Genomic DNA, 19,959 nt, shown 5'->3' with positions numbered 1-19,959 from the left:
AGGGGCCTTTTTCTTTGGGGCAAGCACTCCCCGCGCCCAACATTTTTCGCGTCTCCGGGACTACCACTGCTCTGCAACTGGGTGTAGAAACGACAAACTTCTCTCACTAAGCCGGCTGTTTCCGCATGAGCGATGCCACGTACATGATTCGTCTGGCCGAGGACGACGACGACTTCATTCTCAGCCTGGTGCCCCGCTTCGTGGATTTCACCCTGCCGCCGTGGCGACGACGCCACGAGTGCATCGAAGGCATTCGCAACGAGCTCCGCCGCCATCTGGACGAACAACCGGCGAACAGCTTTCTGTTCGTGGCCGAGGATGATGATGGCGAGCCGGTCGGCTTCGTCCATCTGCAAAAGACGCAGGACTACTTCACCGGCCGCAGCAACTGCCATATCTCGGATCTTGCCGTCGCCCAAGCTTACGAAGGGCGCGGCGTAGGTCGGGCGCTGCTCGATCACACGGAAAGCTGGGCGCGCGAACATCGCTGCCAGTTGGTAACGCTGGCCGTGTTTCCAGGTAACGAACGCGCACGGGCCGTCTACGAAAGCGCGGGCTACGCCGCGGACCTGTTGCGACTGGCCAAGCCTGTACGTTGAGACACATCTTCGGCCGCACGGAGCGCGGCCACCGCATGACGGGAGACAGTCATGACTGAGTCATTGCACAACGTGCGATTTCCCGGCGAAACCCATGCCTATCGCGTCGCACGGAACCGGCTGCTGCGAGCCGAAATGGAGCTGCGCAGGCAGACCGAAGCCACCGCCGCCCTGCGGCGCGCGCTACCCCTGGGCGGCGTGATTCCGGTGGACTATCACTTCGACGACGAAGGCGACACGCCGCTAGACACCGATATCGAGCGCCAGACGCGCCTGTCGGATCTATTCGCCGAGGGCAAGGACACACTGGCCATCTATAGCTTCATGTTTGGCCCGGCGATGTCGGCGCCATGCCCGTCGTGCTCGTCGATCCTCGATGCGCTCGACGGCGAGATGCCACACCTGCGCCAACGCGTGAACGTGGCAGTAGTTGCCAAATCGCCTATCCAACGCATCCGCCATTTCGCACGCGAACGCGGCTGGCGCTACCTGCACCTGCTGTCGTCCGCGCACAACACGTACAACGCGGACTATCACGGCGAGACCGCGGATGGCAGCCAGCTACCCGCACTCAACGTCTTCCTGCGGCGCGATGGGCAGATCCACCACACCTGGTGCAGTGAGTTGATGTTCGCACCCGCCGAGGAAGGCCAGGACCAACGCCATGTCGATCCGATCTGGCCGTTGTGGAACGTGCTGGACTGCTTGCCCGAAGGCCGTGGCGCCGATTGGCGCCCCCACCTCACTTACGAGGACTAAATGGCCGCGTTCAAGGCAGCGGTAATCCCATCTGTCGAAACATCGCCGCTGTATCGCGAACGCCCCAACGGCGTTCGATGTGGCCTTCTTTCACCACGAACCATTCCATGGTCGGCAACTCATAGTCCCTGCCGGTGACGGGGCCGCCGAGAAACGACTGCACCGAGCGGCCACGCTCGGTGTAACGCACCACCACATGATCACCTTCGGCGGCAACCGCATCCACTTCCAGGCTCATCTGAAAGCAACGCATCAGCTGATCCCATACCGGGCGCGCCCGCTCGAGGCCGCCCCAACCCAGCGCTCCGTAGATCAGCGCGTCTGGCGCAAACATGGCGCACACACCATCGAGGTCGGCGCGATTGAACGCGTCGACATAGGACAACACTACGCGTTTGTTCTGCTCGGACATGCTTGCCCCGGCATGGAGGATTGCACCCATGACAGTGCACACCCGGCGCCACGTTCAAGCATATCGCTCGCCCCTGCGTGGGCGACGTGAGGATGTCCGGGCCTGCCGGACCATGGGGGAAGGGAGCCGCCCGACGCTGGCGCGCCGGCGAAGGACGCCACGGCACCTGTCGGCGCCGTGGCGTCAAGACCATCAGTTCTTCAAAGCGGGGATCGCTTCCAGGCTCTGCTCGCGCTCGCTAAGGCGCTGCGACACGCGATCAATGTTGGCCAGCGACAACAGGTGTGCGTAGATCCAGCCGTACACGCCTTCACGCAGGAATTCGAGGGCGGTCTTCTCGTCGAGCTGGCGCAGCTTTTCCTCGTTGACCACGAACAGGCCATTGAGGTTGATGCTCTTGCCGTCCTTCTCGAGGCGGATGTTCCGCGGCTCAAGCAGGTTGTGCTTACGCAGCTGCTCCATGAACCACTGCGTGCGCGACACGTGCTGCTGGTATTCGCCGAGGAAACGCACGGCGTTGTTCAGCACTTCGGTTTCGCTGCCGTCGTCCTTGAAGAGGGCTTCGCCTTCGGCCGTGTTGAAACCTTCATAGGCTTCGTCGAGGAACACGGTGAAATCGTCGCCTTCCGCGCCAGCCGGCTTTTCGGCCAACACGAACGGATAGCGGCGCACGAAGGCCGGGATGTACGCATTCGCTTCCCAGTGGCCATCGGCATTGATAAACAGGTTCTCGTTCTCGCGCAGGCCAAGCAGGGCCAGCGGACCGGCGCTGTCGACCGTCAGGCCGCCGAACAGGATCGGCAAGTCGCGCGCGGCTGCAGGAAACTCGACACCGGTCAGCGGCACCGAATGCACGGTGCTCGCGAACTTCAGGTTCGGGATCGGCTTGATGCGCAGATCCTTATGTTCCGTGCGGTTGAGCGGAACAGGACGCTCGTAGAAAAGTACTTCAGCCACGTTGACTACCTCTGCCCAGCCGCGCCGGGGTAGCCACCTAGGCTCCCCCTCCCAAACCCGGCCTCGGGTCTACAGATGAACGACCACTATATCAGCGCTCCCGCTGGCGCGAGAACACCCGAAAGTCTGTCCCTATCTCCTGCCCCGACAGTCATTTGCGTGTGTTCTGTCATGGATTTGGTCTATCCTCGGCCTTGTTACGAGCATTTGCTGCGCCCGCACGTTCATTCCCCTGGGTTGAAGGACGGTTTTGCATGCTGATGGAAGTACCTAGCCGCGTTGTCGACCTACATTCGACCCGCGTGCTGTCGTTGGATGCCGCCGGCCGAATTCTTGACTGGATCAGCTGGCAGGAAGCGGTTTGCCTCTACGTCCGCGACGCCGTCGCCTGGACGCTGGGCGATCCCTGCATCACCGTCCACGGCGGGCAGAACCGTCTGAGCGGCCTGCAAAGCATGCTTTCGCTGCACCCCATCGTCGCCAGCACCGGCCACTGCCGCGACCATGCGATCGACCCCTCGCCCGCATTGACCAATAGCGCCCTCTTCGCGCGCGACCGCTATCTGTGCATGTATTGCGGGCAGCGCTTCAGCCGGGGCGATCTGACTCGCGACCATGTCCTGCCTATTTCCAAGCATGGCAAGGACACCTGGGAGAACGTGGTCAGCGCCTGCCTCGCCTGCAACCTGCGGAAGAGCAACCGCACGCCCCAGCAAGCCAACATGCCGCTGCTGGCGGTGCCCTACCGCCCAAGCTGGGTGGAGCACCTGATCCTGTCCAACCGCAACATCCTGGCCGACCAGATGGAATTCCTGGTCAACCATCTGCCGCGCGACCGCCGCGAGCATATGACCTGACCGCGACACGTCCTGCGTATCACCGCGCGACGATACTCACCGATACCGCAGCCGCCCCGCCCATCGGCAGGCGAGCGGCAATCCACCTGAGCTGCAAGTAGACGAAAGCCTTGCCCTCACTTGCGTGAGGGCCCTGGCTGAACCATCGTGATGAAGCACTCCCACAACCATGTCGGCGCCACGGCACGAACGGGTCCGCAAGTTTTCATCCGGCCGCCCTTGCTCCGCTTCCTGACAGGGCCAACAATACGCAAATGAACGACCTGTCCCGCTACCCCCATCTGGCGCCCATCGAGACGCCAGCCGACCTGCGCAAAGTTGCCGACGACGACCTTCCGGCCGTCGCCGAAGAGCTGCGCCAGTACCTGATTGAAGCCGTTGCCAGTTCTGGCGGCCATTTCGGCGCCGGGCTGGGCGTGGTGGAACTGACGGTGGCCTTGCACCACGTATTCGATACGCCGCACGACCGCCTGGTGTGGGACGTGGGCCACCAGTGCTACCCGCACAAGATTCTCACCGGTCGCCGTGACCGCATCACGACGATCAAGAAAAAGGATGGCCTGGCGCCGTTCCCACGTCGTGAGGAAAGCGAGTACGACACCTTCGGCGTGGGCCATTCGTCCACCTCGATCTCGGCCGCGCTCGGCATGGCCATCGCCGCGCAGCGCAAGGGCGACCACCGCAAGGTTGTCGCCGTGATCGGCGATGGCGCGATGACCGCCGGCATGGCCTTCGAAGCGCTCAACCACGGCGGCGACGTAGAGCCGGACATGCTGGTCGTGTTCAACGACAACGGCATGTCGATCAGCGAGAACGTCGGCGCGCTGACCAAGATGGCCGCACGCGCCATGTCCAGCCGTCGCCTCAACGCGCTGCGCGAGCGCGCGAAAAAGGCGATTCCCCGGCAATCGTTCTTCGGCCGCTTCTTCAAGCGCTGGGAGGAACATGCCAAGGGCATGATCGTGCCCAGCACGCTGTTCGAGGAACTGGGCTTCCACTACACCGGCCCGATCGACGGCCACAACATCCCGCAATTGCTCGCTGCGTTGCGTACGGTGAAGGGTCTGCCCGGCCCGCAACTGCTGCACGTGATCACCACCAAGGGCAAGGGTTACGCTCCCGCCGAACAGGCGCAGATCGAATACCACGCGGTGGGTCCGTTCGATCCGCAGGCCGGCCTGACGAAAAAGTCCGGCCCGTCCAAGCCGACCTACACCGACATTTTCAGCGACTGGCTGTGCGACCAGGCGGCCGCCGACGAGCGCCTGCTGGGCATCACCCCGGCGATGCGCGAAGGCTCGGGCCTGGTGCGCTTCTCCAAGGAATACCCGCAGCGCTACTTCGACGTGGCGATTGCCGAGCAGCACGCGGTGACGCTGGCCGCCGGCATGGCCTGCGAAGGCGCCAAGCCGGTGGTGGCGATCTACTCCACCTTCCTGCAGCGTGCCTTTGACCAGGCCATCCACGACGTATCGATCCAGAACCTGGACGTGACATTTGCCATCGACCGCGCCGGCGTGGTCGGCCCGGACGGCGCGACACATTCCGGCAGCTTCGACCTCACCTACCTGCGCTGCCTGCCGAACATGGTGATCATGGCGCCGTCGGACGAGAACGAGTGCCGCATGATGCTCACCACAGGCTTCGAGCATCCTGGCCCGGCAGCCATCCGCTATCCGCGCGGTACCGGCCCCGGTGTGCCGCTACAGCAGGAGCTGGAAACATTGCCCATCGGCAAGGCCGAGCTGCGCCGTCGCGGCCATGGTCTCGCCCTACTGAGCTTCGGCGCCATGCTCGCCCCGGCCGCGGAAATCGCCGCCGAGATGGATGCCACGCTGGTGAACATGCGCTTCGTGAAGCCCTTGGATGAGGCGATGATCCTCGAGCTGGCGCGTACACACGATGCGTTCGTCACGCTGGAAGACAACGCCGTCGCCGGCGGTGCGGGCAGTGGCGTGGCGGAGTGCCTGGCTGCGCACGGCATCGTCAAGCCGATCCTGCACCTGGGCCTGCCGGACGTATACCTGGAGCACGGCAGCCGCGAGCAAGTGCTCACCATGGCCGGTCTGGACCTGCCCAGCATTCGCAGCGCCATCCATGCCCGTTTTCCGCAGGTGGAAACGCGCAGTCAGGTCACGGCCTGATTTGCCAGAATCCTGAAGTACTGCGAAAACGCCGCGCTTAGCGCGGCGTTTTTGTTTGCTTAGAGCCTGCTTATGGTCTCGACCGAGGGCCCATTTTTCCTCACCGTCATTCCGGCGTAGGCCGGAATCCAGTGTCGAACGCAGTCGATTGTCGCGTGCCATCAAAGCGTTTGGCTGTTTCGCGAAAACCATGCGGCAGGGCCACTGGATTCCGGCCTACGCCGGAATGACGAGCAACAAGCCTGGAGATTTTGAACCGGCTCTTAGACGTCACGTCCCCAGACGCCACCACTCACGCGATCGCGCTGCTCCAGATCCTGCACGGTAAGAACGTCGTGATAGCCCGCCGACGAAAGTATCTCGCGCACGGCAGCGCCCTGATTCCAGCCATGCTCCATCAACAGCCACCCGTCCGGCGCCAGATGATCACGCGCCTGCGCGACGATGCGGCGAATATCCTCCAGACCATCCACACCGGACGCCAACGCGGACGACGGCTCAAAGCGAAGATCGCCCTGTCCCAAATGAGGGTCGTCCGCCTCGATGTAGGGCGGGTTGGATACGATCAACTCGAAGTGCTCGCCAGCCAATGGCGCGAGCCAATCGCCCTGCACAAAACGCACGTTGCGAATGCCGTGACGCTCACCGTTGCGCTGCGCCACGGCGAGCGCGTCGGCACTCGCGTCAGTGGCGACGACGCTGGCCGCAGGGCTTTCGCGCGCAATGGACAACGCAATGGCGCCACTGCCTGTGCCCAGGTCCACGACACGTGCGCGCGGCGTCATCCGCGCCAGCGCGAGTTCCACTAACAGTTCGGTTTCGGGGCGCGGAATCAGCGTGGCAGGTGTGACCTCCAGCTCCAGCGTCCAGAAGCCGCGATGCCCGGTGATATACGCCACCGGTTCGCCGCCGCGACGGCGCTCTACCAGCTCGGAAAAAGCGGAAGACTGGGCTTCATCCAATACATCGTCGGCATGCGCAATCAACCAGCTACGCGGCTTGTCCAGAACGTGGACGAGCAGCAACTCCGCCTCCAGTCGATCGCCCAGTACACGCGCAGCGTCCAGGATGGCCTCACGCACTTCAGCCATGCGCGCGGCGCCCTGCACGGCAAACGAGAACCGATGGACACGACTGAAGCGACATCGCTGCTTTCCGCTGATAGAAAGCCACAGTGTAGGGCCTGGACATACCCCTTGCCGTCCTTGGGCACACGCTCAAACCGGCGTCGGCACCAGATAGTGATGGACCGCCTGGACCACCACCGAACCTTCGCCCACGCTCGACGCCACGCGCTTGACCGAGCCGGAACGCACGTCGCCCACCGCAAAGATGCCGGGCTTGGTGGTGGCATAAGGCGATTCGAGCAAATGGCCCTGAGTACAGCGGCCGGTGAGTACGAAGCCTTTGTCATCCAGCGCCAGGCAATCCTTCAGCCAATCCGTATTGGGTTCCGCGCCGATCATCACGAAGACGTTGTTGACGTGGCGCGTGGTCAGCTCGCCAGTGTCGCGCTGCTGCCATGTCACCTGGCTCAGGCGCCCCTCTCCTTCAAGCCCGACGATCTCACTGTGCGTATGCAAGCTGATCGACGAAGAGCGCAGGATACGCTGCACAAGGTAATCGGACATGGTGGCCGCCAATCCTGACGATCGGACCAACACATGCACATGCGAGGCGATGCGCGACAGAAATACCGCCGCCTGCCCCGCCGAGTTGCCGCCGCCGACCACCACCACTTCGCCCCCCCTTGCACAGTTGGCCCTCCATCGCCGTACAGGCGTAGTGGATGCCCGCGCCTTCGAACTGTGCATAGCCAGGAACATCCAGCTTGCGATACCGCGCACCCGTCGCCACGATCACGACGCGCGCCTGCACGCTCTGGCCGTCGTCCAGGGCGATGCGATACGGCTGCACCGAGCAGTCGATACCGGAGGCCTGTCGCGAAATCGCCAGCCGCGCGCCGAACTTCTGCGCCTGCGCCTGCGCGCGCCCCGCCAGCGCCTGTCCCGAGATGCCGGTGGGAAAGCCCAGGTAGTTCTCGATTCTGGACGAGGTGCCCGCCTGCCCGCCCGGCGCAACGCCTTCTACCACCAGGGTCGATAGCCCTTCCGACGCCGCGTATACGGCAGCGGCCAGCCCCGCGGGGCCCGCACCGGCCACCACTACGTCATAGACAAAATCCGGATCGATGGTTTCGGTAATCCCCAGTTCGTCGGCAAGCTCCGCGGTGGTCGGGTTTTGCAGGAAGCAGCGCTCCGGGCAAATCACCACGGGAAGCTGCTCGTGGGCGAGTTGGAAACACTCGATAAAGCCGTCGGCTTCGGGCTCGCTCTCCGTGTCGATCAGGCGATGGGGATAGCCGTTGCGCACAAGGAAGCGCTCCAGCCGCAAGGTATCGGCACTGTGCCCCGGCCCAACCAGCACCACGCCGCCGAAGCCAGCGCGGATCAAACCCACGCGCCGCAGGATGAAGGCACGCATGATGATTTCGCTGATGTCCGCTTCCGCGGCCACCATGCGGCGAAAATCATCCGAGTGCACGCGCAGTATGTGGCTGTCCATGGCCACACGCGCGGACGCCATCACTGCGCGGCGGTTGAACATGTTCATCTCGCCGCTGAACTGCCGCGACGAGTACATCGTGAAGACATTGGACTGACCGTACTTGTCGACATCGAAGATCTCGACGATGCCGTCCAGCACAAGGAAGAAGTCGACGCCGCGCTGGCCGCGCTCGAACAGCACCGTGCCAGCCGGTACGTGTTCCTCCTGCCCGTAGGCGGCGATGCGCCGGACCATGGAGGGGTCAAGGCGCGGGAACATCTGCTCCTTGCGATTCATCGGATCCGTCGGGTCGTAGACGACCTCAGGGGCTGGCAACTGCTCGGACATGCAAGGACACCTCGTCATGGGGACCGCCCGGCGGAAAGCCGCCGGGCGTGTCCTGGAGTCAGATCAGCGCGGGTCGCAGGGAAGGCGCCGCGCCGTACTGCTCATCCTGCGCCCGCTGCCGTGGCACCCGCAAGTCATCGCGGCGTCGATTGCATCGCGCCGGTGATCGACTTGACGAGACGTTCACGAAACCAGCGATGGGGCTGGTCGTCGTCCTTGGAATCGTGCCAACAGGCAAGGATGGGAATGGCACGGATACGAACCGGCAACGGCTGCAACGCGATGGGCAGCAGCGCCGCGAGATGGTCAGCGTACGCCTTGGGCACGGTCAGCAGCAGGTCGCTGGCGGCAGCGATCTGACATGCCGAAAAGTAGTGCTGCGCCACCATGCGCACCTCGCGGAACATGCCGTTCTGGCCCAGCAAGGTATCCAGCGCGCTCGATTCGCCCAGCGGCGACACGGTGACGTGCTGCGCCGCCAGGTAGTCGCTTCGTCGCAGTTGATTCGCCAGTGGGTGATCGCGTCGCATCACCACCGCCAGCGTCTCATCCAGCAGGCGCCGATGTGAGATGCGTTCCCCTGCGCGCAAGGGGCGATCTACCGCCAAGTCCAGCGCACCCGTGCCCAGGTCGCGTTCCACATCTTCGGCCGCCACGCGCCGGCTCACCACACGCACGCCTGGTGCTTCGCTCCCGATACTCGCCATCAATCGCGGCAGCGCAATCGACTCGAGGATGTCGCGAAAACCGATGACGAATTCCATCTGCAACTGCGACGGGTCGAATACGGGCTGCGCATGCGTACTGGCCAGCAACCCTTTCAGGTGCGCCTGCACCGCGGGCATCATCGCTCGCACTTTATCCGTGGGCAGCAGGCGATTGCCCTGCCGGACGAACAATGGATCGCCCAGTTGGTCGCGCAGGCGACGCAAGGCATGCGTCACCGCCGGCTGGGTCAGGTGTAGCACGCGTGCCGCTGCGCTGACGCCGCCCTGCGTGTAGATCGCGTCCAGGACGCGGAACAGATTCAGGTCGATGCGGCCATCACGTTCCATAACTTCCCACCCATTCATCAGACTAATGCCAACCCATAAAGCATATTCATTTCAATTATCAGCTGTCTGAAGCGTACGCTCCATGGGAAGTTAAGGACGCTCTGATCTATTCAACGTGGGTGTCACCGGTTCTGTTTGCCTGCCGCTGCGTGTTGCGCTGTTGAAGGCAGGCTGGTGGCCTGTCGAGACAGCGCGGCGCGCAGCGGCAGGCAAACAGAGCCGGCCCTGCGGGTGACGTCCAGAAAGCCCGCAGGGTGCGGTGCGCAACTTGCCCAGGCAACCAGCCTGGGCTGTGTCACGCCCCACACCCTGCGGGCTTTCTGGACGTCATGCCACCCGCGTTGAATAGATCAGAGCGTCCTCAAGGAGACCCACCATGGATTTCGCCCCTTCCGAACGCACCCGCGTCATTGCCGAACGCCTGGAACGTTTCATGCGCGAGGAAGTGCTCCCCGCCGAGTCGGTCTACACCTCGCAACTTGCCGGTGGCACCGATCATCGCCAATGGCGGCAGCCGGCTGTGATGGAGCAGTTGAAGACGCGAGCGCGCGACGCCGGTCTGTGGAACCTGTTCCTGCCCGATCTGGAAGGTGGCCCCGGCCTGAGCAACGTGGAATACGCGCCGCTCGCGGAAATCATGGGCCATTCGTTTATCGCGCCCGAGGTGTTCAACTGCAGCGCGCCAGACACCGGCAACATGGAGGTACTGCATCGCTATGGCTCTGCCCAACAACACGAGCAATGGCTGGAGCCCTTGCTGCGTGGCGACATCCGCTCAGGGTTCGCCATGACGGAGCCTGAGGTGGCCTCCTCCGACGCCACCAACATGCGGGCAACCGCCATGCTGGAAGGCGACGAGATCGTGCTGAACGGCCGCAAGTGGTGGACGACCGGCCTTGGTCATCCGCACTGCCGCTTCGTGATCTTCATGGGGCTGAGCGACCCGGACGCCGAACCGCACCAGCGCCACAGCATGGTGATCTGCCCCCTCGACGCGCCGGGTGTGCACATCGAGCGCATGCTTCCGGTGTTCCACGACTACGACGAGCCATCCGGCCATGGCGAGCTGCATTTCGCCAACGTACGGTTGCCCGCGTCCAACGTGATCCTGGGCCCTGGGCGCGGCTTCGAGATCGCACAGGGGCGGCTGGGTCCGGGGCGCGTGCACCACTGCATGCGCGCACTCGGCGCGGCCGAACGGGCGTTGTCGTTGCTATGCAAACGCGCGCAGTCGCGCGTGGCATTCGGGCAGCCCCTGATCAAGCTAGGCGGCAACGCCGACATCGTCGCCAACCTGCGCATGGCCATCGAGCAAGCACGGCTGCTTACGCTGAAAACTGCCTGGACGTTGGACCAATACGGCCCCAAGGCCGCGCTCAGCCTGATCTCGCAGATCAAGGTTGTGGTGCCCTCCGTCGCTCAGCAAGCCGCCGAGGCGGCCATCCAGATCCATGGCGGCGCCGGGCTCACCGACGACTTCCCGCTGGCGCGGCTCTACGCCTATGCACGCGTGCTGCGTCTGGCCGATGGTCCTGACGAAGTCCATCGCGCCGTGGTCGCCAAACTCGAAGCCAAAGCGCAGTTGTCCACGGAGAATCACGCATGACGGCTATCCCCGATCAGGCACGCGCCGTGCGCGACGAAGATGCTTTCGATGTCGCCCATGTTGATGCTTTCCTGAAGCAGCACATCGCCGGGCTGGAGGGCACGCCCGCCGTGAAGCAGTTCCCCGGCGGGGCATCCAACCTCACTTATCTCCTGCACTACCCCCATCGCGAACTCGTGTTGCGTCGCCCGCCGCGCGGTGCCAAGGCAAAGTCCGCGCACGACATGATGCGTGAAGCACGCATCATGGGCGCCCTCGAGGCCAGCTATCCCTACGTACCGGCCATCCTCGCGCGCTGCGACGACGAGAGCGTGATCGGGCAGGATTTCTACGTGATGGAGCGATTGAATGGCACCATCCTGCGCCGTGACCTACCGCACGAGTTAGGCCTCGACCGCGAGGGTGTGCGTGCGCTGTGCATAGGCTTTATCGACCGACTGATCGAACTGCATCAGGTCGATGCCACGCAACCGGAGCTCAAGGACTTCGGCAAAGGCGAGGGCTATATCGCTCGACAGCTCGCCGGCTGGAGCGAACGCTGGCGACAGGCCGCAACGGAAGGCTCAGACCCCTGCGACGACGTTATCGCCTGGCTTGACGCCCAGCAGCCAGCACACGACAACGGCAGTTGCGTCATCCACAACGACTTCCGCTTCGACAACGTCGTGCTCGCGGCGGACAACCCGCTCGATATCGTCGGTGTGCTCGACTGGGAACTGGCAACCATCGGCGATCCATTGATGGATCTGGGCAGTTCGCTCGCTTACTGGGTGCAAGCGGACGACGATCCGGTGTTCCAGTCATTCCGCCGCCAACCCACGCACGAAGCGGGCATGCTCACCCGTCGCGAGGTAGTGGATTACTACGGCGAACGCACTGGCATCGATGTCTCGTGCTGGCGCTTCTACGAAGTCTTCGGCCTGTTCCGCCTGATGGTGATCATCCAGCAGATCTATCGCCGCTACGCGCTGGGTCAGACCACCAACCCGCAATTTGCGGGTTTCGGTGATGCAGCGAAGTACATGGGCATGCGTTGCCGCCGACTGATGCGCGCCAAGGACTGATGCATGCGCGAACTACTGTTGATCCGGCACGGACAGGCCAGCTTCCATGCCGAGGACTACGACCAGTTGTCGCCACTGGGCGAACGGCAAACCACACTGCTGGGCAAATGGTTTGCCGAGTGCGGCGCCAAACCCGACCTCGTCACCATGGGGCCACGCGTCCGTCATCGCGACACGGCGATACCTTGCCTACAAGCCGCAGGCGTGGACGCAGAACCCATCGTGATGCCCGGCCTGGACGAAGTCGATCATCTCGAACTGCTGGCCCGTCTGCGGCCCGAACTCGCTGCGCCCGGCGCGCTGCGTGACGCCATGAAGCGGGAAGCTGATCCCTATCGTTCCTTCCAGCAACTGTTCGTCGATGCACTCGATCGATGGACCAGCGGCGAACACGACGCGGACTACATCCAAAGCTGGGACAGCTTCCGCCAGCGCGTACTGGATGCTCTGCGGAAACTGACCGAAAGCGACGCGAACACGATCTGGGCGTTCACCTCGGGCGGCCCCATTGCCGTCATGGCCAGCGCCCTGCTGCAAGCGCATCCGTCGAAGGCGTTTGAACTCAGCTGGTCGCTCGTGAACACGGGCGTGACGCGGCTCCGGCTAGGCTCGCGCGGGCCAAGCCTGATGACCTACAACGCGTGGCCACATCTTGAACGCGTGCGCGACGAACAACTGGTGACGTTGCGGTAAGGCCGCATCCCAAGCCGCCACTTGAAGCCCATATGACCGTGCCGAACTTCCACTCCACCGGACTCTGCTATCCATGAGCAAACCCGTCACTTTCGACCTTACCGGCAAGATCGCCATCGTCACCGGCGCCAGCCGTGGCATCGGCGCCGAGATCGCCAAGCTGCTCGCCACGCACGGCGCCCACGTCATCGTCTCCAGCCGCAAGCAGGCCGACTGCCAGGCCGTGGTCGACGGCATTGTTGCCGAAGGCGGCTCGGCCGAGGCCATCGCCTGCCATATCGGCGAGATGGAACAGATCGAATCGCTCTATGCACAGGTCGAAGTCAAGCATGGCCGCCTCGACATCCTGGTCAACAACGCGGCCACCAATCCCTATTTCGGCCACATCACCGACACGGACCCATCGGTGTTCCAGAAGACGGTGGATGTGAACATTCGCGGCTACTTCTACATGTCCTCCTATGGCGCGAAGCTCATGGCGAAAAGCGGTGGTGGCTCCATCGTCAACGTGGCATCGGTGAACGGCGTGGTGCCGGGGTTCCAGCAAGGCATCTACTCGATCACCAAGGCCGCCGTGATCTCCATGACCAAGGCGTTTGCCGTCGAATGCGCCGAACAAGGCGTGCGTTGCAACGCACTGCTTCCGGGCCTGACCGATACCAAATTTGCCTCGGTGCTGGTCAATACGCCAGCCATCCTCAAGCAGGCGCTGGCACACGTGCCAATGCGCCGCGTAGCGCAACCCTCGGAAATGGCGGGTGCAGCGCTGTACCTGGCATCCGACGCCGCGTCGTACACCACCGGCGCGATCTTGAACGTCGATGGCGGCTATCTCAGTGTCTGATCCCGGAGAACATGGCATGGCGTCAACTCTTGCTCCACGCGTCGCTGGCAAGCGCGCATTCGTCACCGGCGCCGCGGGTGGCCTTGGCGCTGCATCCGCCCGCATGCTTGCGCGTCATGGCGCCAAGGTGTTCCTCACCGATATCGACGGCGATGGCGTGGCTGCCGTCGCCGCTGAAATCAACCGCGAGAACGGCGCCACGGTGGCGTGGTCTGCCGTGCAGGATGTGAGCGACGAGGCCACCTGGCAGCGCACGCTGGCCGATGCGGCAAAAGCCATGGGCGGCCTGTCCGTACTCGTCAACAACGCCGGTATCGGCTCGCTCGGCGGTGTGGAGCGCATCGAGCTGAAGGAATGGCATCGGGTAATGGCAGTCAACGTGGACAGTGTGATGCTGGGCTGCAAGCACGCCCTGCCCTATCTACGCGACGCCCAGCCCGCCTCCATCGTGAATATCTCGTCACTCGCCGCTTTCAAAATCGATCCGGACTACACCGCGTACAACACCTCGAAAGCCGCCGTCGCAAGCCTGAGCAAATCGGTAGCGATGGACTGCACGCGGCAGCGGATCGACGTGCGTTGTAACTCGATCCATCCCGCCTTTATCCGCACCGGCATCGTCAAGCCGTTCTTCGACAAGCTGGGCGAAGAAGAGGCCACGAAGAAACTCACACGCGGCATTCCCATGCACCGCCTGGGCGACCCGGACGATATCGCCTACGCCGTGCTCTATCTTGCTTCCGATGAAAGCCGCTTCGTCACCGCGGCGGAACTCGTCATTGACGGCGGCGCGCGCGCCGTCTGATCCGGAGAACACCATGAGCGTCATGAATCGCCAACTGCTGCTGAAAACCCGCCCAGAAGGGCTTGTCAGCCTGGATAACTTCGACCTGCGCGAAACGCCCGTAGCCGAACTGGCTGACGGCCAGGCGCTGGTGCGCGTGCTGTACATCTCCATGGATCCCACCAATCGCGTGTGGATGAGCGATATTCCGCAATACATGCCGCCCGTCGCCATTGGTGAAGTGATGCGTGGCATAGGCATCGGCCGTGTGGTGGCGTCGAAGTCGACGCACTATGCGGTGGGTGATCTCGTGCAAGGTCTGGTGGGTTGGCAGGACTACGCCCTGATCGACGAGAAGAAGATGGGTTACTGGGTGAAGCTGCCACCTAAGCCGCCCGTCGCGCTGCCCACGCTGCTGGGCGCCTGCGGTTTCAGTGGCATCACGGCGTATTACGGCCTCACCGAAATTGCCCCCGTCGAAGCCGGTGAAACACTCGTCGTGTCGGCAGCCGCCGGTTCGGTGGGTTCTATCGCGGGGCAGATCGGCAAGCTGCGCGGCGCGCGCGTCGTGGGCATCGCAGGCGGTGCAGAGAAGTGTCGCCATCTGGTCGATGATCTCGGCTTCGATGCCGCCGTCGATTACAAGGCCGACGACTTCAAGCAGAAACTCGCCGAAGCGACACCCGATGGCGTACACGTGAACTTCGAGAATGTCGGCGGCCCCGTGATGCGTGCAGTGTTGTCACGCATGGTCAATGGCGGCCGCGTCGCGCTGTGCGGACTCATCGCCAACTATGCGAGCGGCAGCAAGTCTTCCGACGATTACGGCGTGATCATCGTCAAGCGCCTCACCGTGCGCGGCTTTCTCGCCTTCGACTACAAGGACCAGGCACGTGCCGTGCAGGACCTGGTCGGTTGGGTCATAAGCGGCAAGGTGAAAGCCGGCGAAACCGTGGCGGATGGCCTGGAAAACGCACCGCTCGTACTCAACCGTCTGTTCGATGGCAGTCACACCGGCAAGCTGGTGTTGAAGGTGGCGGACGACGCCTGATTCGATCCATCCCCGCAAGAAAGAAGGGCGCCCTGCGGCGCCCTTCTTTTTACTCCGCAGCTTCAGACACCGGCGGTGGCTCTGCCATCTTTGGCTTACCCTTGCGCCAATAGCCGCCCTGGCTCCATGCCTCGAAACCCCAACGTATCCACCCAATCAGCGCATTCGCCAGCCACAAGGCCCACAGCAGCATGGCGATCTTGTAGACCCACAGCGAGACGCTCAACACGCCCCCCCTGCGGCAACGCGCCGTCAGCCTGGTCGGCGAACCAATGGAGGTTCCACGCGTCAAATGGGTTGCCGGCCACATGCATGTCGGGCAATCCCAGCAAGCCCTTGGGAACTGCGGAAACCAGTACCGCGATGGCAATGAGGGTGACTAGCGCCAGCGCCACCTGCGAGATGTTGAATAGGGCGCTGTAGCGCGTCGGCAGGGTATAGCGCGCGCGCAGCCCGAGCACGATCAGCCAAGCCACCACCATCGCATAGGCACCCCAGGCAAACGCGGAGAAGCCCAGGCCAAGCAGTAGCCACTGATACCACTTCAGTGGCGTCGGTGCGTAACGCGCCAGCAGCCACGCGGCGAACAGCAGCACAATCAGCTGCGACCAGTACATGACAGCCGGCCCAGACGTCGGCCCCCATATCCACAACACCCAGCGACTCTCCGGCATGAGCTGGTTCAAGTTGATGTTCGCCGCTGGTGCGTTGAGGGTGAATGCCGGCGTGCGCGAGAACAGCGACACGCCGTGCGGCTCGCGTACGCGCAGCGCATAGTGATGCACCCCAGGCAGGACCGGCAGGCTGATCTTGCCATCGCGGATGGCAACGCTGATGGCGGCATCATCACGCTGGGCTTCCAGCAACTCCGTTCCCGCTGGCACGCCGATCTGGTGCTCGCCGCCGCGTGTACTGCGGAGCACAAGCGACAGTTCGGTTTCGGTCGCGCGGTCGCCTACGTGACTGTTCACGCCCACCTCGTCAAAAGCCAGGCTGTCGCCTGCCGCGGCTTTCGGCTTGTCTATGCCGACCTGCAGACTCTCGCCCGGCAACGGCTGGTAGGTCAGGCCATTGACACTGAGAGTGCCTGGTACGCCTTTGGCGTCGAAGTGCCAGATGGGCGCAGACTGCAGCACCCACTGCTCCGCCCGCTCGGCGAGCGCCGGTGCCTGGAGCACAAGCTTGTCGCTGTGATCGAGCCGGCTTATCCATCGCACTTCGTTCTGCCCACCGCTGAAGGTAACGCCGATGCGCCCATCGTGCACGCGTGCGTTGTCCCCCAAGGGATGCTCGCCCGGCAGCAAAGGCAGATCCAGACTGAAGCCACCGTCAAGTGGCGCGATACGCTCGACCGTGTTGGTGACCGTCCATTCGTTGCCTAGCTGCAACGTGCGGGTCAACTTCACATAGGGCGGGAAAATCTGTTCCACCGTTGTCAGCGCGCCGCCACCGCTAGCGCTGCGTACGCGATTGAGCGCAAGGCTATCGCCCAGCAGGTGACCTTCGTCCAGGCCATTCGGTGCCCAGCCATCGCCATGGAACACCACGCGCTGCGGAACCAGGGCGAAGTGCAGGCTGGCGGTATCAACCGCCGACACGCGATAACGCAAGGTGATGTGATGCACACCGCGATCGATCCTGACCAAGGTGGCATCTGGCTTGCGGGAAAGTGTGGCGTCGCGCCCATCCAGCGACACGGCAAGCAACGCCAGCGCATCGTCACCCTGCGGCAACGGCACAGCAATCGGAGTGCCCGCATGCACTTCCAGATCCACTGCCACGTTGTCATCACCCACCTGGAGCTGGGCCAGCACCACTGTCGCGCAATCGGGCGTGCAAGTGGGTGCCTCGGTCAATCGCGCGCGGAGCTGATTGAGCATCTGCTCGCTTGGTGTGTTCTGCGCGTGGGCGCCATGTGGCAACAAGGCCAGCGCAAGTAATGCTGCCGTGCCGCCACGCAGGCCCCAGCCGGGCCAGCGCGCCTGTATCGGATTCAACAAGGCTCGAGCCAGTCGCGCGAACAAACCCACCAACACGGCCAGCATGATCACGCGCAGAATCCGCACAAGCCACGCGGGTGCGATCACGAGTCGCGTGTTCTGCTCCATCGTGACCGGCCCCGACCATTCGAGATGATAGTTATTGCCGACATCCCAGTGCGGTGTGCCGCGCCCCGCCTGCAACGGGTTATGAGCATCCATTTCCTGGCCGATGGTCATGGAGGCAGGCATGGCGCTGCCTGTCACTGTCACGGTCTCCAGCTTCTTCTCCTTCGGCGCCGCATAGCCCGCCACGGGCTGATCAGCCACCACGTCCGCTGGCGGTGCCGGCGGTGGCGGCATCGGTGCAGCATTCGTCGATGCCTCTTCCACGGCCGGCGCAGGTGCCGGCATTGCCTTAACCTCCTGCTTCAGCTCTGAGTTTTCCTGCTCCACAGGTAACTGCGTGCTGCCCTCCAGTTGTGGATGCAAGGCGTAGCTCATCTGCGTCGCAGCAAACGGCAGCGACCATAGGGTCGCCAGCAACAACAACGCGCCCGCGCCGAGGCGTGAAACAAGCCGCAAGCGGCCCTCCGGTAAGGCGCGCATCAATAGCGCCAGCGCCAATGACACCGCGAGCGTCCAGCGCGGCGCACCGCTTTCGTGCAAGGACAACGCGAGGAACACCACCGCGACCAGCACCCATGGCCAGCCCAGGAAACGGCCGGCCAGCAAGGCAATCAACGCCACCACGAACAGATCGAGCAGACTCCATCTGGCGATCCACGAATCGGGCGAGCTATCCGCGCCCGGCGCACCAATCAGCCGGTAACCGTAGGGGAGATGCAGCGTCGCCACAATGCGTTCCAGCGGCAACTGCCAACCGCCGCTCGGCATCTCCCCGGAGCGAGGCATACGCAGGCCTGCGGACAGCTCGAGGTTGGTATCGCGCACCTCAACTCCGCTGGTGTGTTTGTCGCCCTCGGTGATGAGCATCGGAAGCTCACCTTGTGATGCATTCAGCAATTGCCAGGGCGCAGCGACATCCAGGCGCTGGCTGCGCGTGAGGGTTCCACTGAGCCTGTCCTCGGCACTGAATCCGCGCCCGTCGAAATCCAGCCACAGATCGCGATTCAAAGCGAGCTGGTCGCCCTTCCCGCCTTCGCCACCGCGCGTGCCCTGCTCGACCGAAAGGCCGTTCGCGTTATCGAGCGCATAGGCGGGCAGGTCGTTCCAGTCGGATGGCACGTCAGCCTGCCCGGCGTCGACGGCCTGCCCTTCCACGCGCGTAGTGCGCAGGGTCGGGGCGTCGGCATAGCTCCAGATCTCCTGCTTCGGCCAGGGATCGCCCGGAAGGGTCACGCCCATATGCTCGAGCACATCGCCACCGCGCGCGCCCAGCGAGATCACCCAATGGCCGGGGCGCAATTGCACGCGCAGCCGTCCGTCATTCTCCAACCGTGCGGGCAATCCGCCCTGCAGGGATGTGGCGGTGAATCCCTTGGGCAGCACGGGCCCGATCAACTGCTCGCGCGCGCTGCCGGTCACGTTGAACTGCAACTGCGTTTCCAGCATGGCAGGCATGCCGTCTGTCAGCTTGCGGAAGACACGCAACGACAATGCGTCGGCCGCGCGTTGCGCGGCGGCGGCTTCGCCCAGTGTGAGCTGGTCCGCGTCGCGCTCGATGCGCGCCACTGGACTCCCGTCGAGCGTGAGCGTCACCAGACCGATGGAGCCGGGTACGCGCAGGCGCGCCGGACGGCTGTCCCATGGCAACACGCCGTGCACACTGTAGTCACCCGGCTCCAGTTGCAGCGAGGGCGTTCCGAAGTGGTCGAGCACAACCAGCGGTTTGCTACCAGCCGTGACCTGTTGCGGCCAGTTCCGGCCGTCGCCTGGCAGGTTGACCCAACTGCGAGCATCCACGTGCACGTCCAGCACGAAGCGTGCCCCGTCCTTGCCGGCATCGAGCGCCAGCCGGCCTGGCCACGTGCATTCCTTTGCGCCCATGGTCTTGCCATTCGTCACCAGTACTGGGCAGGCATGGAGCGGCGCCTCATGCAGTACCCAGTCTTGCCAATCCTTTAGTGCCGGCGGTACGTCCTGCGCCAGCACTGGCGCCATCAACAGCATCAACGGCCACAACCAACCCCACGGACGACGCATGTCTTTCTCCCTGACTACCCGGGTGGGCCGTCCCAGTGTAGGGGCCGGCGAAAGGTCGCGAAAAGCGGCCTTGTCTTAGTGCAACGGTGTCAGA

The 19,959-nt window shown here is 63.7% G+C and carries 16 protein-coding genes and 1 pseudogene; 10 read left to right on the top strand and 7 right to left on the bottom strand.

Going from position 1 to position 19,959, the window contains the following annotated elements:
- The first annotated feature begins 125 nt into the window (after positions 1-125).
- Together DYST_RS19715 and DYST_RS19710 are read left to right on the top strand one after the other, a co-directional pair.
- The gene (locus DYST_RS19715; RefSeq protein WP_102300818.1) at positions 126-599 is read left to right on the top strand and encodes a GNAT family N-acetyltransferase; all 474 of its coding nucleotides are present in this window, start codon (positions 126-128) and stop codon (positions 597-599) included.
- 51 nt (positions 600-650) lie between these two features.
- Positions 651-1,358, top strand: a complete 708-nt coding sequence (locus tag DYST_RS19710; RefSeq protein WP_239947751.1) for a DUF899 family protein — start codon at positions 651-653, stop codon at positions 1,356-1,358.
- 10 nt (positions 1,359-1,368) lie between these two features.
- On the opposite strand, the gene DYST_RS19705 is transcribed toward DYST_RS19710, so the two are convergent.
- Together DYST_RS19705 and DYST_RS19700 are read right to left on the bottom strand one after the other, a co-directional pair.
- Positions 1,369-1,770: an ester cyclase gene (locus DYST_RS19705; protein ID WP_102301085.1), complete on the bottom strand. Its 402-nt coding sequence runs from the start codon at positions 1,768-1,770 to the stop codon at positions 1,369-1,371.
- A gap of 192 nt (positions 1,771-1,962) precedes the next feature.
- Positions 1,963-2,727, bottom strand: a complete 765-nt coding sequence (locus tag DYST_RS19700; protein WP_102300820.1) for a SapC family protein — start codon at positions 2,725-2,727, stop codon at positions 1,963-1,965.
- Between the two features lie 254 nt (positions 2,728-2,981).
- Here DYST_RS19700 and DYST_RS19695 point away from each other — a divergent pair, with 254 nt between their 5' ends.
- Together DYST_RS19695 and dxs are read left to right on the top strand one after the other, a co-directional pair.
- Entirely contained in the window at positions 2,982-3,584 is a 603-nt protein-coding gene (locus tag DYST_RS19695; RefSeq protein WP_102300821.1) for an HNH endonuclease, read from the top strand.
- 254 nt (positions 3,585-3,838) lie between these two features.
- Positions 3,839-5,728: a 1-deoxy-D-xylulose-5-phosphate synthase gene (gene dxs, locus DYST_RS19690; RefSeq protein WP_239947749.1), complete on the top strand. Its 1,890-nt coding sequence runs from the start codon at positions 3,839-3,841 to the stop codon at positions 5,726-5,728.
- 263 nt (positions 5,729-5,991) lie between these two features.
- On the opposite strand, the gene prmC is transcribed toward dxs, so the two are convergent.
- The 4 genes and pseudogenes from prmC to DYST_RS19675 form a co-directional block, all read right to left on the bottom strand.
- Entirely contained in the window at positions 5,992-6,819 is an 828-nt protein-coding gene (gene prmC, locus DYST_RS19685) for a peptide chain release factor N(5)-glutamine methyltransferase (RefSeq protein WP_239947747.1), read from the bottom strand.
- A gap of 126 nt (positions 6,820-6,945) precedes the next feature.
- Positions 6,946-7,542: an NAD(P)/FAD-dependent oxidoreductase gene (locus DYST_RS24090; protein WP_275666876.1), complete on the bottom strand. Its 597-nt coding sequence runs from the start codon at positions 7,540-7,542 to the stop codon at positions 6,946-6,948.
- A gap of 28 nt (positions 7,543-7,570) precedes the next feature.
- A pseudogene (locus tag DYST_RS24085) lies at positions 7,571-8,530 on the bottom strand (cyclic nucleotide-binding domain-containing protein); the annotation flags it as partial.
- Between the two features lie 227 nt (positions 8,531-8,757).
- On the bottom strand, positions 8,758-9,678 hold the full coding sequence (locus tag DYST_RS19675; RefSeq protein ID WP_239947745.1) for a LysR family transcriptional regulator: 921 nt from the start codon (positions 9,676-9,678) through the stop codon (positions 8,758-8,760).
- Positions 9,679-10,054: 376 nt separating this feature from the next.
- Between DYST_RS19675 and DYST_RS19670 the strand changes: the two genes are divergently transcribed.
- From DYST_RS19670 to DYST_RS19645, 6 genes are all read left to right on the top strand, one after another.
- Positions 10,055-11,284: an acyl-CoA dehydrogenase family protein gene (locus DYST_RS19670; RefSeq protein WP_239947744.1), complete on the top strand. Its 1,230-nt coding sequence runs from the start codon at positions 10,055-10,057 to the stop codon at positions 11,282-11,284.
- A complete protein-coding gene (locus DYST_RS19665) occupies positions 11,281-12,348 on the top strand; it encodes a phosphotransferase family protein (protein ID WP_239947742.1) in 1,068 nt (355 codons plus the stop codon). Before DYST_RS19670 ends, DYST_RS19665 begins: the two co-directional genes overlap by 4 nt.
- Before the next feature lie 3 nt (positions 12,349-12,351).
- Entirely contained in the window at positions 12,352-13,041 is a 690-nt protein-coding gene (locus tag DYST_RS19660; RefSeq protein ID WP_239947740.1) for a histidine phosphatase family protein, read from the top strand.
- Between the two features lie 73 nt (positions 13,042-13,114).
- A complete protein-coding gene (locus tag DYST_RS19655) occupies positions 13,115-13,885 on the top strand; it encodes an SDR family oxidoreductase (protein WP_239947738.1) in 771 nt (256 codons plus the stop codon).
- Positions 13,886-13,901: 16 nt separating this feature from the next.
- A complete protein-coding gene (locus DYST_RS19650; protein WP_239947736.1) occupies positions 13,902-14,690 on the top strand; it encodes an SDR family oxidoreductase in 789 nt (262 codons plus the stop codon).
- Between the two features lie 13 nt (positions 14,691-14,703).
- A complete protein-coding gene (locus DYST_RS19645) occupies positions 14,704-15,720 on the top strand; it encodes an NADP-dependent oxidoreductase (protein WP_102301087.1) in 1,017 nt (338 codons plus the stop codon).
- A 95-nt stretch (positions 15,721-15,815) separates the two neighbouring features.
- On the opposite strand, the gene DYST_RS19640 is transcribed toward DYST_RS19645, so the two are convergent.
- Positions 15,816-19,865 (bottom strand): hypothetical protein, encoded by a 4,050-nt coding sequence (locus tag DYST_RS19640; RefSeq protein WP_239947734.1) that lies wholly within the window; start codon positions 19,863-19,865, stop codon positions 15,816-15,818.
- Positions 19,866-19,959 lie beyond the last annotated feature (94 nt).

It is taken from the genome of Dyella terrae, from assembly GCF_022394535.1.
In the GTDB taxonomy this organism is placed as follows: Bacteria; Pseudomonadota; Gammaproteobacteria; order Xanthomonadales; family Rhodanobacteraceae; genus Dyella.
Note: the sequence above shows the minus strand (reverse complement) of the source record. Positions and strands in the feature narration are given on the sequence as shown.

Excerpts from the sequence above, each read along its gene's own strand:
- DYST_RS19715 (WP_102300818.1), top strand. The coding sequence starts at position 126 with ATGAGCGATGCCACGTACATGATTCGTCTGGCCGAGGACGACGACGAC.
- DYST_RS19710 (WP_239947751.1), top strand. The coding sequence starts at position 651 with ATGACTGAGTCATTGCACAACGTGCGATTTCCCGGCGAAACCCATGCC.
- DYST_RS19705 (WP_102301085.1), bottom strand. The coding sequence starts at position 1,770 with ATGTCCGAGCAGAACAAACGCGTAGTGTTGTCCTATGTCGACGCGTTC.
- DYST_RS19695 (WP_102300821.1), top strand. The coding sequence starts at position 2,982 with ATGCTGATGGAAGTACCTAGCCGCGTTGTCGACCTACATTCGACCCGC.
- dxs (WP_239947749.1), top strand. The coding sequence starts at position 3,839 with ATGAACGACCTGTCCCGCTACCCCCATCTGGCGCCCATCGAGACGCCA.
- prmC (WP_239947747.1), bottom strand. The coding sequence starts at position 6,819 with ATGGCTGAAGTGCGTGAGGCCATCCTGGACGCTGCGCGTGTACTGGGC.
- DYST_RS24090 (WP_275666876.1), bottom strand. The coding sequence starts at position 7,542 with ATGCACAGTTCGAAGGCGCGGGCATCCACTACGCCTGTACGGCGATGG.
- DYST_RS19675 (WP_239947745.1), bottom strand. The coding sequence starts at position 9,678 with ATGGAACGTGATGGCCGCATCGACCTGAATCTGTTCCGCGTCCTGGAC.
- DYST_RS19670 (WP_239947744.1), top strand. The coding sequence starts at position 10,055 with ATGGATTTCGCCCCTTCCGAACGCACCCGCGTCATTGCCGAACGCCTG.
- DYST_RS19665 (WP_239947742.1), top strand. The coding sequence starts at position 11,281 with ATGACGGCTATCCCCGATCAGGCACGCGCCGTGCGCGACGAAGATGCT.
- DYST_RS19660 (WP_239947740.1), top strand. The coding sequence starts at position 12,352 with ATGCGCGAACTACTGTTGATCCGGCACGGACAGGCCAGCTTCCATGCC.
- DYST_RS19655 (WP_239947738.1), top strand. The coding sequence starts at position 13,115 with ATGAGCAAACCCGTCACTTTCGACCTTACCGGCAAGATCGCCATCGTC.
- DYST_RS19650 (WP_239947736.1), top strand. The coding sequence starts at position 13,902 with ATGGCGTCAACTCTTGCTCCACGCGTCGCTGGCAAGCGCGCATTCGTC.
- DYST_RS19645 (WP_102301087.1), top strand. The coding sequence starts at position 14,704 with ATGAGCGTCATGAATCGCCAACTGCTGCTGAAAACCCGCCCAGAAGGG.
- DYST_RS19640 (WP_239947734.1), bottom strand. The coding sequence starts at position 19,865 with ATGCGTCGTCCGTGGGGTTGGTTGTGGCCGTTGATGCTGTTGATGGCG.